Origin of the sequence: Variovorax guangxiensis (assembly GCF_003952165.1) — a bacterium.
In the GTDB taxonomy this organism is placed as follows: domain Bacteria; phylum Pseudomonadota; class Gammaproteobacteria; order Burkholderiales; family Burkholderiaceae_C; genus Variovorax; species Variovorax guangxiensis.
The window spans coordinates 114,295-129,644 of the sequence record NZ_RXFT01000007.1 but is presented as its reverse complement, the minus strand read 5'-3'; the positions used below and the strand labels follow the sequence as shown (position 1 = coordinate 129,644).

The following is a 15,350-nucleotide window of genomic DNA, read 5'->3' as shown; positions in this document are numbered from 1 at the left end:
TCCCGGGGTTCCCGTTCGCAAGCGATGACGCGCGCGCGGTCGGGACGGATTCCTACGCATGCGCCGAGTCGTCGTTCTACGGTGGAAAAACACAACCACCACTTCAGCCACTTGAGCGATGGGATGAACTCCATCGTCGGCTTCAAGGAGAACGACATGCAGACCACAGACACCCGGCCGCCGCCTCGCCTCGACACCCGCCCCCTTGCCGTGGTGACCGGGGCCTCCTCCGGCATCGGCTTCCAGCTCGCGCTGCTCGCGGCGCGCAGGGGCTACGACCTTCTGATCGGCGCCGACGAGCCGCTGTCGCAGGCCGAGACCGAGTTGCGAATGCTCGGGGCCAACGTGTTCTCGGTGCGCGCCGACTTCGCCACCCGCGACGGCGTGGACACGCTGCTGGCCGCCACCGAAGGCCGCCGCGTGGACGCGCTGTTCGCCAACGCCGGGCACGGGCTGGGCCACGGCTTCCTGGACCAGGATTTCCATGACGTGCAGCACGTCATCAACACCAATATCACCGGCACCATCTACCTCGTGCAATGCGTGGGCCGCGGCATGCGCGAGGCGGGCTGGGGCCGCATCCTCATCACCGGCTCCATCGCCGGTTTCCAGCCGGGCAGCTTCCAGGCGGTCTACAACGGCAGCAAGGCCTTCATCGATTCCTTCGCGATGGCGCTGCGCAACGAGCTCAAGGGCACGGGCGTGTCGGTCACCTGCCTGATGCCGGGCGTGACCGACACCCACTTCTTCGCGCGCGCCGACATGCTCGACACGCGCGTCGGCCGGCAAAGCGACAAGGCCGACCCGGCCGAGGTAGCGCGCATCGGTTTCGACGCGATGATGCGCGGCGAAAGCGGCGTGATCGCCGGCTGGCGCAACAAGATGCAGGTGGCGCTGTCGCGCGTGATGTCGGCGCCGCGCCTCGCCGAACAGCACCGGCGGATCGCCGAACCCGGCAGCGGCGAAGTGCACCAGCAGCAACAACAGCACGCCCGGCCCTTCGTCTGAGCTGACTCCCTTTCCTGCGTGCCCGCGCGCAGGGCTTGCGCGGGCGCTGCCGGCCCCGGCTACGATCGGCGACTTTCTTCCGACTTTCTGCCTGAAGCCGACCGGATGCCGCCCAGCCCTCGCCCCGTTGCAGCCAACCACCATCGCCCATGCAAACCGGCATGAGCCTCGGCCTGCTGGCCGGCCTCATGGTCTGCGGCCTCGTGCTGCTGCTGGTGTCCGGCAACGCGCGCATGCATGGCTGGTACGTGCTGGCCTGCGGCTTTGCGCTGGCGGGCTTCGCGGGGCTGGACCGCATCGCACCCGGCAGTTCCCTCGCGCACTGGGCCGCGTCGGCGCTGACGCTGTGGGCCGCCTGCCGGGTGGCGTTCGCGCGGCAGCTGCTGCGGCTGAACCGGCTTGCGCCGCGCCTGGATCGCATCGCGCTCGGGCTGCTCGCCGCGCTGGCCCTGGCGACGATTCATGCCGCCATCGACACCCGCCTGCCCTGGATATTGCGCGTGCTGCAGGCGCTGATGGCGGCCTCCACCGTGCTCCTCGCGGTTGGCGCGCTGACGGTGCGCCGCCGCATGCCATGGCCCGCATTGCTCTTCTGCGTGGGCGCGGTGCTGATGCTCTCAGGCGTCTCGGCCGCGCATCTCCCCGCCTGGGGCGCGCAGCCGTGGACGCCGGGCCACGCGAGCCTTGCGCAGGCCGCGGTGATCGCCGAACTCGCGCTGCTGGCCCTGGCCGCCGCCGCGCGCATCCGCGATGAAAGAGCACTGGAGGCACGCGCACAGGCCCTGATGGCTGCTCCCGGCATCGACGCGCTCACCGGCGCCGCCAGCGAAGCCGGCTTCGAGCTGCGCGGCGAGGAATGGCTGCGCGAGGACCGCAGCTTCTCGCTGATGCTGATCGGCCTGAACGGCTTCGACGCCGTGTACGAACGGCATGGGCAGGCGGGCGGCGACGCGGTGCTGGCCGCCATCGCGCAGCGCCTGCGCGAGCAGGTGCGCGCGGACGACATGGTGGCCCGGCTCGGCCCCGACAGCTTCGCGATCCTGCTGGTCGGCATGCCGCCGCGGCAGAAGCTCGCCGAGATGGCGATCCGCATCGAGACAGCCGGCGCGAGGCCGGTGGCCCACGAGGGCCGGCTGCTTGCGGGCGGCGAAATCAGCATGGGCATCGCCTGCCACCCCGGCGACGGCGACACGCTCGCCGGCCTGCTGGAAGCGGCCGAACGCGCGCTGGCGCACTGCAACCGGCAGCGCATGGGGCCTGCCTATGTCTTCGCGAACGAGCTCGGGCGCGCCTCCTGAATAGTTTCTTCGTAACCGCCACGCACCGTCCGGTGCGGAAAGCGAAATCTTCTTGCCGACAGGCACCGCGCGACGGCCGAGCCTTCACGCCGGCCCCTTATCCTCGGCGGCGACCCAGCGGAAGGAACTGCCCGCGCGCCCGGAACAAGAGCCCCGGGCCGCCGTCTCCGACCGCTCTTCATCGATTCACAGGAGGACGTTTTTTCCATGCGCCGTTTTGAACTGATCGAGGGAACCGCCAGCAAATTCTGGGAGATCGAGCAGGCAGACACCGAGCTCAACATCCGCTGGGGCCGCATCGGCACCGCGGGCCAGAGCCAGACCAAGTCGTTCGACGACGCCGCCAAGGCGGCAACCGCGCTGACCAAGCTGGTGAACGAGAAGACCGGCAAGGGCTACAGCGAAGTCGGCGTGGCCGCAGACGCGGCCATCGGCAAGACCGCGGCGAAGCCCAAGGCCGAGGCGGCGCCGAAGGCGGAAGCGGCAGCACCAGCAGCGGCGGCAGCGCAGGAGCCGGTGGCGGCAGCCCCCACCGAGAGCATCGATGCGCAGGCGGACCGTGCCTTCGAAGCCGTGCGTGCACAACTGGAGGCCGACCAGCTCAAGCCGACGGATGCCATCTCGGCGGCGGTGCTCAAGCGCCAGCACGGCGTGAGCGAACAGGGCGCGGCGCTCGCGTTCAAGCGGCTGAAGGACCAGGGCCTGCTCTCCGGCTGGGGCACCACCGCCACGCCAGGCAAGCGCGCCAGGGAAATCGCCCGCCAGCTCGCAGCTGCGGCCGCATCCGGCGGCACCGGGGCACCGGCCGCCCTGCCCTCCTCCGATGCGGCAGCCGGCACCGACACCCCGCCCTGGCTGGCCGCCGGCGCGCCGGTGCGCTTCACGCCCGAGATGCGGCGCGTGGCCTTCGCATCGCGCCGCTTTCCGCAGCCGGTGGAAAGCCGTGGCGTGACGGCCGCGTGGTTCCTGGCGCAGCGCAAGCTGGAAGGCTCGATCGACCTCGACGGCACCGACGCGGCGCTGCGCCCCGCGGCGCAGCGCGTGGTCGAGCGCGTGGGCGCGCCGGCCGCCGGCTCGGCGCCCGGCCCCGATACCGAAGCCGACGCGCTGATGCTCGCGCTCGCGCTGAGCACCTCCGGCTACTACGGCGAGAGCGAGCCGGCCGAGGCCATCGTCGACTACCTGGTCGCGCAGTACGGCCTGGCCGATGCCACCGGCGTCATGCTCGACGCGCAGCGCGTGCAGGTCGAGACCGACTACAGCCACAGCACCAAGACCCGCAAGAGCCGCTTCACCAGCGCCGTGACCCGCCCGATGAGCAACGGCTGGCGCGGCCCGCTGGGCCAGGGCGAGCAGGCCATGCGGCGCCATCTGGCCGCGGCCCCGCAGGAGGCCTGGCAGGAAGCCCGCGACCGGATCGAGGCGGCCCTGCCGCAGCTGCACGCGAGCCGCCGGCCGATCATCGCGATGCTGCTGCCCGATGCGCCCGAGATCTCGAACGCGCTGGCGCACTCGCTCGCGGCCGAAAAAGACACGCCCGAGACGCTGCACTGGCTGGCGCTCACCGCCACCGAGCCCGCCGCGATCGCGCTGGCCGCGAAGACGCGCGTGGGCTACTCCACCGGCTTCTGGGGCCACGACAACATGGTCGCCACGCTGATCCAGGAACGCGGCATCGATGCGGTCGAAGGGCTGGAGCGTGGCGCGGCCAGCGACGAGGCCGGCGACGGGCTCGCCGCCATCGGCACGCCCGAGGCGGTGCAGGCGCTGGCGCGCGTGGCGGGCAGTTCCAAGGCGGCGCTCGCGCGCCTGGCGCTCTCGGTCGACCGCTGGCCGCAGGCGGCGCTGGTGGCGCTGTCGCGGCTGGTGGCCGCCGGCGGCAAGGACGCCAACCTCGTCACGCCCAGCCTCACGCGCCTGCTGCGCGCGCACGCGGGCTCGATCGACGCCCTGCGGCCCTGGCTCGATGCCGGCGCGCAGGCCGTCATCGACCGCCAGCTCGCGCTGCTGGCCGGCCCCGCCGAAGTGGCCGGCGCCGACGAGCTGCCGGGCGTGCTGGCCGCGCCGCCGTGGCTCGCCAAGGTGCAGAAGAAGGCGGCAGGCGCGCTGGTGCTGGAGCCGCTGGCGCTCGCGCCCGTGGAGCGCTGGGACGAGGCGGCGCGCGCGAACGCGCTGAGCGCCAATTCGTGGCAGAAGAGCCGCCATTCGAGCGCGCAGCAGGACGTGCGCGTGCTGCTCGAGGAGCTGGGCTTCGACCGCAGCAAGCAGCCGCTGCGCGGCCTGAACGAAGCGGCCGTGGCCGCGGTCGCCGCCGGCGATGCCGACGCGCTCATCGCCAGCTGGCGCGCGATGGTGGCCGAGCGCAAGAAGGAGCGCTACTACTGGTTCCGCTTCCAGTCGGACTACGCCGCGATGCTGCCGGCCGCCGTCGGCGTGCCCTTCTGGAACGCGATCGCCGGCGAGGCCGAGGACTACGGCATCGGCCGCATCCTCGCGACGCACGGCCTGGCGGTGCTGCCGGGCCTGCTGTCGATGGTGCGCGCCAAGCCGGGCGAGAACCTGTCCTTCGCGCTCTATTACGGCGCGCCCGAACTCGCGCTGCCCGCCGCGCGCGCCTTCGCCAAGCTCAAGACGCTGCGCGCCACCGGGCGCGAATGGCTGCTGAAGTTCCCGGAGCACGCCGCCTGCGGGCTGATCGCGCCCGCGCTGGGCAAGGCCGGCGAGGCACGCGACTGTGCCGGCTCGGCGCTTCGCCTGCTGTATGCCAACGACCATGAGGCGCTGCTGCTCGAAGTGGCAGGCCGCTATGGCAGGCCCGAGGTGGTGGAGGCGCTGCGCGCCGTGCTCGACGAGAGCCCGCTCGACCGCTTCCCCACCAAGCGCGCGAAGCTGCCCGAGTTCTGGCAGCCGCGCGGCTGGCGCCGCCCGGTGCTGAAGAACGGCAAGGCGCTGCCCGACGACGCGCTGGAGCACCTGGGCCAGATGCTCACCTTCCCGACCAACGAGGAGGTCTACGCAGGCATCGCCATGGTCAAGGAAGCCTGCGACGCCGGCTCGCTCGCCGACTTCGCCTGGGACGCCTTCACCGCCTGGCTGGAAGCCAGCGGCCCGAGCAAGGAAGGCTGGGCCCTCACCAGCCTGGGCCACCTGGGCAACGACGACACCGCGCGCAGGCTCACGCCCTTCATCCGCGCCTGGCCCGGCGAGGCGGCGCATGCGCGCGCCGTCACCGGCCTGGACGTGCTCGCCAACATCGGCAGCGACGTGGCGCTGATGCTGCTCAACGGCATCGCGCAGAAGGTCAAGTTCAAGGGCCTGCAGGACAAGGCGCGCGAGAAGATCGACGCCATCGCCGAGGCGCGCGGCCTGAGCACCGAGGAACTCGAAGACCGCCTCGCGCCCGACCTCGGCCTCGACGAGCAGGGCACCATGCGGCTCGATTTCGGCCCGCGCGCCTTCAAGGTGGGCTTCGACGAGACGCTCAAGCCCTACGTGCGCGAGATCGGCGCCGACGGCGTGGCCGGCGCCCGCCTGCCCGACCTGCCCAAGCCCAAGAAGACCGACGACGCAGAGCTCGGCAAGGAAGCCGTGGAGCGCTTCAAGCTTCTCAAGAAGGACGCGCGCACCATCGCGAGCCAGCAGCTGCTGCGCCTCGAAGTCGCCATGTGCACCCGCCGCCGCTGGACGCCCGACGTGTTCCGCACCTTCCTGGTCGAGCATCCGCTGGTGCGCCACCTGGTGCAGCGCCTGATCTGGGGCGTGTACGAAGTGGCCGGCGGCGGCAGCTACGGCGGCACGCTCAAGGCCTGCTTCCGCGTGGCGGAGGATGGCAGCTACACCACGGCCGAGGACGATGCGTTCGAGCTGCCCACCGGCGAGAACATCCGCATCGGCGTGCCGCACGCGCTCGAACTGCCGGCGGCCGACGCCGCCGCCTTCGGCCAGGTGTTCGCCGACTACGAGCTGCTGCAGCCCTTCGCGCAGATCGGCCGCGACGTCTACACGCTCACCGACGAAGAAAAGGGCAGCAACAAGCTCGAACGCTGGAAGAGCGCCAAGGTGCCCACCGGCCGCGTGCTCGGCCTGGTCAACAAGGGCTGGCGCCGCGGCGAGGCGCAGGACGGCGGCGGCATCTGGTACTTCACCAAGCCGCTGGGCACCGACCGCGTGATCGAGCTGTACCTCGACCCGGGCATCATCGTCGGCATGGTCGACGAGTACCCCGAGCAGGAACTCGGCGAAGTGCAGGTCGGCAAGCCTTCGGGCTGGGGCAACATGCAGAACGCGGAGACGCTCAACCAGCTCGATCCGATCTCGGCGAGCGAACTCATTCGTGACATGGAGGGCCTTCGCGCCTGAACGACCAGATGGCCACCGCAAGCAAGACATCCAAAGACACCTCCACTCCCGGCGCGCTGCAGCGCCCGCCGGCGGAAATCCTCTACGCCGGCCAGCTCGCCCGCCTGCGCGCGCAGGACAAGGACCCGCGCCCGCCGGGCTGGGCGCTGAGCCTGAAGGCCGCGCGCTCGTTCATCCTGGGCGACGCGGCGCTCGACATCGCGCCGAAGATCGTCGCGCCCGTGGCCAGCATCGAGCGCATGCTGGTCACGCTGGCCACCGGGCGCGGGCTGATGCTGGTGGGCGAGCCGGGCACGGCGAAGTCGATGCTGTCGGAACTGCTGGCCACGGCCATCTCGGGCATCTCGACGCTCACCATCCAGGGCGGCGCCTCGATCACCGAGGACCAGATCAAGTACGGCTGGAACTACGCGCTGCTCATCAACGAGGGGCCGAGCCCGCGCGCGATGGTGCCGGCGCCGCTGTACCTGGGCATGCAGCAGGGCCAGGTGGTGCGCTTCGAGGAAATCACGCGCGCGCCGCTGGAGGTGCAGGACTGCCTGCTGGGCATGCTCTCCGACCGCGTGATGGCGGTGCCCGAGCTCTCGGGCGAGCACGGCATGCTGTATGCGCGCGAGGGCTTCAACATCATCGCCACCGCCAACACGCGCGACCGCGGCGTGAACGAGATGAGCGCGGCGCTGAAACGGCGCTTCGACTTCGAGACCGTGTTCCCCATCCTCGACTTCGACCGCGAACTGGCGCTGGTGCAGGAGTCGTCGGCGCGGCTGCTCGCGCAGAGCGGCATTCCGAAGACGGTGCCCGCGCCCGTGCTGGAGCTGCTGGTGTCCACCTTCCGCGACCTGCGCGGCGCGCCCGCGAAGGGCGATGGCGGCAATGGCGGCAGCGATGCAGCCATGGACCGGCTCACCGCCGTGATGTCCACCGCCGAGGCGGTGAACGTGGCGCACGCGGTGGGCGTGCGCGCATGGTTCCTCGAACAGCGCGAGGGCTCGCCGGCCGACCTGGTCGACTGCATCGCCGGCACGGTGGTGAAGGACAACGCGGACGACCGCGCGAAGCTGCGGCGCTACTTCGAGCAGAAGGCGGCGAAGCGCAGCGGCACCCACTGGCGCGCGTACTACGAAGCCCGCCACCGCCTCCCCTGATATATGAGCAAACCCCCAGGCTTCGCGCACTTCGTGTCGCTTCGCCAGCCCCCTTGCAGGGGGCAACACCTGCGGCCCGGCAAAGCCGGTTCCGCGGTGGACTCGGACTCACCCCCAGGCTTCGCGCACTTCGTGTCGCTTCGCCAGCCCCCTTGCAGGGGGCAACACCTGCGGCCCGGCAAAGCCGGTTCCGCGGTGTTCCGCGCAGGGCCCTCGCTTTCGCCTGGCGCGCCATGGTGGTGGCCATGAATGAATTCCCGCACATCGTGGGCGTGCGCCACCACAGCCCGGCCTGCGCGCGGCTGGTGGCCGAGCGCATCCGCGCGCTGCGCCCCATGTACGTGCTCATCGAAGGCCCGGCCGACTTCAACGAGCGGCTCGACGAGCTCTACCTGCGGCACAGCCCGCCGGTGGCGATCTACAGCTATCTGTCGAGCGACCGCACGCACCGCGGCTCGTGGTCGCCCTTCGCCGAGCACTCGCCCGAGTGGCAGGCGCTGCAGGTGGCGCGCGAGGTCGGATCGACCGTGCGCTTCATCGACCTGCCGGCCTGGCACGACGCCTTCTCGCGCATGGAGAACCGCTATGCCGACGTGGCCGACCACGAGCACGAGGAGCGCGCCGAAGCCTACGAACGCGCGCTGACCGAGAAGCTCTCGGTGCAGGGCCGCGACGCGCTGTGGGACCACCTGTTCGAGGACGGCTGCGACGTGGCCGAACTCGCGCAGCGCCTTTCCACCTACTTCGACCACCTGCGCGGCCAGGACCCCGGCTCGCAGGGCAACCAGGCGCGCGAAGCCATGATGGCGCGCTGGATCGCATGGGCGATGGCGCAGCCGGGCGAACCCGGCCGCGCGCAGGCGCTGGTGGTGTGCGGCGGCTATCACGCGCCTGCGCTCGCGCGGCTGTGGCAGGGCCTGCCCGCCACGCTCCCTGAGACGCCGCGGCCTTCGCCGGAGACCACCGACGAGGATGAAGACGAGGCACAACCAGTCCAGCCAGCCAGCCCGCAGGCCCCGCTGCGCTTCGGCTCCTATCTCGTGCCCTACACCTTCAAGCGCCTCGACGCCTTCGCGGGCTATGCCTCGGGCATGCCCTCGCCCGCCTATTACCAGTGGGTGTGGGACCACGGCCCCGAGGGCGCCGCGCACCGCGCGCTGCAGCTGGTGATGCAGCGCCTGCGCGACAAGAAGCTGCCTGCCTCCACCGCCGACCTGATGGCCGTGCACCTGCGCGCCCAGGGGCTCGCGCGGCTGCGCGGACACGACAAGCCACTGCGCTCCGACTGGCTCGACGCGCTGGCCGGCGCGCTGGTCAAGGACGCGCTAGATGCGCCGCTGCCCTGGACCTATCGCGGCAAGATGCGTCCCGGCACCGACCCCGTGCTGGTGCAGGCCATGGACGTGCTGGCCGGCGACATCGTCGGCCGCCTCGCGCCCGGTACGCCGCAGCCGCCGCTGGTGGCCGCCGTGCAGGCCGAGCTCGGCGCACACGGCATCGCGCTGCGCGGCCAGCTCAAGCTCGATCTGCTCACCGAAACCGACCGCGCGAGAAGCCGCGTTCTGCATCGCCTCGCGATCCTGCGGCTGCCCGGCGTGCGGCGCACGCAGGGGCCGAAGCTCGCGATGTCGGGCGAGCGCACCGAGCTGTGGTCGCTCTCGGAGCCGCTGGAGCAGCAGGCGGCGCTGATCGAGGCCGGCGCCTGGGGCGCGAGCCTGCACGATGCGGCGCGCGCCCGGCTCGAAGACGACCTGCGCCAGGCCCAGGGCCGCATCGGCCCGCTGGCCGAGGGCCTCAACCAGGCCGCGTGGGCGGGGCTTTCCGCGCTGAGCGACACGCTGCTGCGCGAGCTGCGCGGCGCGATCGCCGCCGAGCCGCGCTTCGAGGCGCTGGGCCCTGCCCTGTCGGTGCTGCACACGCTGCTGCGCCACGGCCAGATGCTGGGCATGGCCGACGCGCCGGTGCTGCGCGTGGTGATCGAGTCGGGCTTCGACCGCGCGCTGTGGCTGCTGGAACCGCCTGCGGCCATCGCGCCGGCCGATATGCAGTCGCACCTCGAAGGGCATCTGGCACTGCGCCGCATCGTGGCCGACGTGCTGGCGCATGCGCAGGATCATTCTTCGGACGCCCAGCCACTGCTCGACCTGGAGCCGGCCCGCGCGCTCGCAGTGTGGCAGCGCAAGGCCGCCGACCCCGCCGCTTCCCCCCTGAGCCGAGGCGCCGCGCTGGGAGCGACGCTGAGCCTGGCAGGCCGCACCGACGACCCGCATGCGCAGGGCGAGAGCGGCGCGGCCGAGGCGATGCAGCTGCTGCAGTCGCTGCCCGCGCCGGTGCTCGGCGATGCACTCACCGGTCTGCTGGCGCTCGCGCGCGAGCAACTCGCTTCGGAGCCCGCCTTCGTCGCCGGCATGGACCGCACCGTGCAGGCCCTGGACAACGCCGACTTCGTGCGCGCCATGCCCAGCCTGCGCGCCGCCTTCGCCTGGCTGCCGCCGCAGGAGCGCGGCCTGCTCGCCGACCAGGTGCTGGCGCTGCACGACGCCACGCACCTGTCGCGCCGCGCCCTCACCGCACACCGCAGCGGCGAGGCACCGCCCGAGCAGCTGGCCGAAGCCCGCCGGGTGGAGGACGCGGTGTTCGCGCGCCTGGCTGCCTGGGGCGTGACGCTGGAAGACGAAGAAGAAAAAGACACCGAGAAAGCGCCCCGCCCATGAGCCTCGACATTCCCGATCCGCTGCAGCGCTGGCGCCTGCTGCTGGGCGATCCGGCCGAATCGGCCTGCGGCGGACTGAGCGCCGAGGCGCAGGCCGCCGACGCCGCGCTCGATTGGCTCTACGGCCGCGACACCGACCGCGAAAGCCGCGGCGAACGCAGCGCGGGCCTGGGCCCGTCGTCGCTGAGCACGCCCGACTGGATCAACACCATCCACACGCTCTTTCCGAAGGAAGTGATCGAGCGGCTGGAGCAGGACGCCGTCGAGCGCTACGGCATCGACGAGGTGGTGACCAACCTCGAGGTGCTGGAGCGCATCGAGCCTTCGGAATCGCTGCTGCGCGCGGTGCTGCACACCAAGCACCTGATGAACCCCGAGGTGCTGGCCGCCGCGCGCAAGCTGGTGGCCGAGGTGGTGCGGCGCATCATGGAAAAGCTCGCCACCGAAGTGCGCCAGGCCTTCAGCGGCAGCCGCGACAGGCGCCGCCGCTCGCGCATGAAGGTGGCGCGCAACTTCGACTTCCGGCAGACGCTGGCCGCCAACCTGCACCGCTACGACCCGCAGCGCCGCAAGCTCTACGTGGAGCGGCCGGTGTTCATCAGCCGCACCAGGCGGCATGCGGAACCATGGGACATCGTGCTGCTGATCGACCAGAGCGGCTCGATGGTCGACTCGGTGATCCACAGCGCGGTGATGGCCGCCTGCCTGTGGCAGCTGCCCGGCATGCGCACCCGCCTCGTTGCCTTCGACACGGCGGTGGTCGACCTGACGGCCGACGTCTCCGACCCCGTGGAGCTGCTGATGAAAGTGCAGCTCGGCGGAGGCACCGACATCGCGAAGGCGGTGGCCTACGCGCAGTCGCTGGTCGCCAACCCCTCGAAGAGCATCGTGGTGCTGGTGAGCGATTTCTACGAGGGCGGCAGCGAATACGAACTGGTGCGGCGCGTGAAGGCGCTGGTCGAATCCGGCGCCAAGGTGCTGGGGCTGGCCGCGCTCGACTCGAACGCCGAGCCCAACTACGACCGCGAGATGGCGGCGCGGCTAGTGCGCGAAGGCGCGCAGATCGGCGCAATGACGCCGGGCCAGCTCGCCGGCTGGCTGGCCGAGAAGGTGCAGGGATGAGCGGCGACGTCGCATCGAGGGCCGACCTGCTCGAACTCACGCCCGAGGCGCTGACCGCGCTGGCCAACGCCGGCTTCGTCAAGCGCGCGCAGAAGGACGTGGCGGCCGGGCTGCTGCCGAAGATGGAAACCACGGCCGACGGCACGGTGCAGGCGCAGTTCGACGACGGCGTGCGCACCAGCCTGCCGCCGGGGCGCACGCTGCGCGACGCGCAGTGCAGCTGCCCTGCCAGCGGCATGTGCAGGCACCGGGTGATGCTGGTGCTGGCTTACCAGGCACAGGCGAAGGCGGCTCCGGCGGAGGCTGGCGCGTCGATCGCGTCGGTCGAAGCTTCACCGCCCAAGCCCGAAGCCGCCTGGAGCCCCGCGCAGTTCGACGATGCCGCGCTGGCCGCGAGCTTCGCGCCCTCGGTGCTCGACCAGGCCGCGAAGCTCGCCGCCGCGCGTCCCGTGGTCGGCGTGCAGGCCTGGCGCAGCGCGAGCGCCCCGCCGGTGGCGCGCCTGCCGATGTGCAGCGTGCGTTTCTTCTCGCGCAGTTCGCTGGTTCATGCGCGCTGCGACTGCAAGCAGGGCGGCGGCTGCGCGCACGTGGTGATCGCGCTGTGGGCGTTCCGGCAGGCCGGAGCGCTGGAACCGGGCTCGGCGGAGGTGATGGTCGAGGTGCAGCCGGCCGCGTCGTCCGAAGAGGATTCGGTTGCATCGCCGGCGACCTCCGTGATGCATGGCGAGACAGCCGTCGCGCTGCGCTCGGGCATCGACGCCCTGCTGCTGTCGCTGTGGCTCGACGGATCGAGCCAGCCCGCGATGGCGCTGGCCGCCCGCTTCGAGGCCGTGCGCGAACAGGCACGCACGCTGGGCTGGAGCTGGGTGGACGACGCGCTCGACGAACTCTGGCAACTCCTGCAGGCGCAACAGGCGCGCAGCAGCCGCTTCGAGCCGCTGCGGCTGCTGCGCGTGACGACCGAGCTGTGGGCGCGGCTGCGGGCGGCGGCGCACGCGGGCCATCCGCCGGATGGCTCTTCTGCCCGGCCCGCGCTGCCGGCCAGCCAGATCCTCGGCATCGGCGTGAAGGGCGAAGTCGCGCTCGACCATCTGCGGCTGGTTTCGCTCGGCGCCGAGCTCTGGTCCGACGAGACGGCCGAAGGCGCGAGCATCCTCTTTGCCGACCCCGACACCCAGAACGTGACCGTGCTGGAGCGCCAGTGGTCACGCACGGCGGACGCCGCCGCCGGCGGCGCGGCGCCCAGCCTCATGAACCGGCGCGTCGCAGGCTTTCCGCTGCGGCAACTGGCGAGCGGACAGGTCATCACCAAGACCGCCACCCGGCGCGCGAACGGGCTGGTAGACATCACCGCCGGCGCCCGGCAGACCGGCGTGCTGCCGCTGTCGCCCAAGTCGTGGGACGACCTCGTCGCGCCGCTGCGGCAGCACAGCGTGGCCGCACTGGTGGCGCACCTGCGCGAGGCGCAGCCGGATTTCGTGAAGCCCAGGCAGGCCGCGAGCGGCGCTTCGGCCGGCGCATCCGGCCAGTTGCACGTGGTGGCCTTCGAGCGCATGGAAGTGGCATCGTGCCATTGGGATGCCGCGGCACAGGTGCTTCATGCGCGGCTGGGGCAGGCGCCGGAAACGGAAGATGAGGAGGACACGACGGACGACAACGCATCGTGGCTGCACCTGGCGTTGCCGCATCGCTCGGTGACCCCCGGTGCCGTCGACGCCCTGGCCCGCACCCTGGCCGGCGAGCACGGTGCATTGCGCGCGGTGGCGGGCACCGTGCACCTGCAGGGCGACCAGGCTGTCATGCAGCCGCTGACCGTGCTCACCGACCAGCGCGCCGTGGTGCTCCAGGTCGAAACCGCCGCACCGCAGCCGCTGGGCCTGCAGAGCGACATCGAGGAGACGCCCGCGCTGAACGCGCTGGCCGGCGACACGCTGGAACTGCTGGCCCTATGGCTGCGCCAGGGCCTGCGGCACCAGAGCGGCGGCGCGCTGTCGCGGGCGCAGGCGCAGGTGCTGCGGCTGAAGCAGGCCGGACTGGGGCGCAGCGCTGCGCTGCTGGGAACGGTGCTCGAGAACGTGCGCTCGGCGCAGCGGCTGGCGCTGGTGGGGCAACTGGCGATGCTGGGGTTGGCTATGCAGGGGGTGGCGCAGTCGGCCTCTGCATGAATAAGAAAACCCCTGAGCTGTTCGGGACTCAGGGGTTTCTTGCTTGGTGCCGCTTGTCGGAATCGAACTGACGACCTTCCGCTTACAAGGCGGGTGCTCTACCAATTGAGCTAAAGCGGCTGAATTCCAATGCGTGATTCTAGTGGCGATACCGACTGGTCCAGCCAGGCGCCATTCGCGACCGCCTACTTGATGCGCTTGAGCGACGGCCGGGTGCCGCCACCCGACGGCGGGCGCGGCGGTTCGTCGACTGGGTCGGTGAGCGCGCCGGCATCGACTGTCTCGCTGCCGTCTTCGCCCGTCACCAGGTGGACGATCTTGCCGGCATCGCCTTCGGAGCCACTGCCGCGCGAGGCATCGCGCAGCGGCGCTCGCGCAGGTGCCTGGACGGGCATCGGAGCATCGACGTTGCCATCCGACGAAACGGCCGGAGCCGGCGCGGGAAACGCCATGCCCTGCCCGTTCTCGCGCGCGTAGATCGCGATCACGCGCCCCACCGGCACGCTGATTTCACGCGCAGTGCCCGCGAAGCGGGCCTTGAACTCGATGAAGTCGTTGCCGAGCTTGAGCGAGCTGGTCGCGTCGAAGCTGATGTTGAGCACGATCTCGCCGTTCTTCACGTACTCGCGCGGGACCTGCACGGTTTCGTCGACCTGCACCGCGACGTAGGGCGTGAAGCCGTTGTCGGTGCACCATTCGTACAGCGCCCGGATGAGGTACGGGCGGGTGGAGGACGACTCGAGCGCGTTGATCATGAAATTGGTACCGTGCAATCGCGAAATCGCAGCCTCGGACAGGCCGCCGTCTCTTCGCGGAACACCGCGGAACCGGCTCTGCCGGGCCGCAGGTGTTGCCCCCGGAAGGGGGTTGGCGAAGCGACACGAAGTGCGCGAAGCCTGGGGGCGATCTTAATTACTTTCGCATGACCTTTTCGGACGGGGTCAGTGCTTCGATGTAGGCCGGACGCGAGAAGATGCGTTCGGCGTACTTCAGCAGCGGCGCGGCGTTCTTGCTGAGGTCGATGCCGTAGTAGTCGAGGCGCCACAGCAGCGGAGCGATGGCCACGTCGAGCATCGAGAAGTTGTCGCCCAGCATGTACTTGTTCTTGAGGAACACGGGCGCCAGCTGCGTGAGGCGGTCGCGGATGTGCGAGCGGGCCTTTTCGAGCGCCTTCTCGTTGCCCTTGGTGGTGCGGTTCTCGAGGGTGGAGACGTGCACGAACAGTTCCTTCTCGAAGTTGAGCAGGAACAGGCGCACGCGGGCGCGGTCGACCGGGTCGCCGGGCATCAACTGGGGATGCGGGAAGCGCTCGTCGATGTACTCGTTGATGATGTTCGACTCGTACAGGATCAGATCGCGCTCGACCAGGATCGGCACCTGGCCGTACGGGTTCATCACGCTGATGTCTTCGGGCTTGTTGTAGAGATCGACGTCGCGGATCTCGAAGTCCATGCCCTTTTCGAACAACACGAAGCGGCAGCGGTGGGAAAAGGGGCAGGTCGTTCCTGAATACAAGACCATCATGGCGAGAGACTCC

The 15,350-nt window shown here is 70.9% G+C and carries 9 protein-coding genes and 1 tRNA gene; 7 read left to right on the top strand and 3 right to left on the bottom strand.

From position 1 onward, the window contains the following. The first annotated feature begins 156 nt into the window (after window positions 1-156). From EJP67_RS17755 to EJP67_RS17715, 7 genes are all read left to right on the top strand, one after another. The gene (locus EJP67_RS17755) at window positions 157-1,008 is read left to right on the top strand and encodes an SDR family NAD(P)-dependent oxidoreductase (protein WP_126023243.1); all 852 of its coding nucleotides are present in this window, start codon (window positions 157-159) and stop codon (window positions 1,006-1,008) included. 149 nt (window positions 1,009-1,157) lie between these two features. Further along, window positions 1,158-2,306: a sensor domain-containing diguanylate cyclase gene (locus tag EJP67_RS17750; RefSeq protein ID WP_126023035.1), complete on the top strand. Its 1,149-nt coding sequence runs from the start codon at window positions 1,158-1,160 to the stop codon at window positions 2,304-2,306. Between the two features lie 207 nt (window positions 2,307-2,513). After that, complete coding sequence (locus EJP67_RS17745; RefSeq protein ID WP_126023034.1) at window positions 2,514-6,665, top strand: DUF4132 domain-containing protein; 4,152 nt, start codon at window positions 2,514-2,516, stop codon at window positions 6,663-6,665. A gap of 8 nt (window positions 6,666-6,673) precedes the next feature. Then, window positions 6,674-7,813 carry an ATP-binding protein gene (locus EJP67_RS17740; RefSeq protein ID WP_126023033.1) on the top strand — a complete coding sequence of 380 codons (1,140 nt, stop codon included), beginning with the start codon at window positions 6,674-6,676 and terminating at the stop codon, window positions 7,811-7,813. Window positions 7,814-8,058: 245 nt separating this feature from the next. Then, entirely contained in the window at window positions 8,059-10,527 is a 2,469-nt protein-coding gene (locus tag EJP67_RS17725; protein WP_126023032.1) for a DUF5682 family protein, read from the top strand. Beyond that, a complete protein-coding gene (locus EJP67_RS17720) occupies window positions 10,524-11,648 on the top strand; it encodes a VWA domain-containing protein (protein ID WP_126023031.1) in 1,125 nt (374 codons plus the stop codon). Before EJP67_RS17725 ends, EJP67_RS17720 begins: the two co-directional genes overlap by 4 nt. Beyond that, entirely contained in the window at window positions 11,645-13,813 is a 2,169-nt protein-coding gene (locus tag EJP67_RS17715; protein WP_126023030.1) for an SWIM zinc finger family protein, read from the top strand. Before EJP67_RS17720 ends, EJP67_RS17715 begins: the two co-directional genes overlap by 4 nt. A 44-nt stretch (window positions 13,814-13,857) precedes the next feature. Here EJP67_RS17715 and EJP67_RS17710 read toward each other — a convergent pair. The 3 genes from EJP67_RS17710 to EJP67_RS17700 form a co-directional block, all read right to left on the bottom strand. Then, a tRNA-Thr gene (locus EJP67_RS17710) sits at window positions 13,858-13,933 on the bottom strand. 65 nt (window positions 13,934-13,998) lie between these two features. Then, entirely contained in the window at window positions 13,999-14,568 is a 570-nt protein-coding gene (locus EJP67_RS17705; RefSeq protein WP_126023029.1) for a ClpXP protease specificity-enhancing factor, read from the bottom strand. A 157-nt stretch (window positions 14,569-14,725) separates the two neighbouring features. After that, window positions 14,726-15,337 (bottom strand): glutathione S-transferase N-terminal domain-containing protein, encoded by a 612-nt coding sequence (locus EJP67_RS17700; protein ID WP_007835362.1) that lies wholly within the window; start codon window positions 15,335-15,337, stop codon window positions 14,726-14,728. Window positions 15,338-15,350 lie beyond the last annotated feature (13 nt).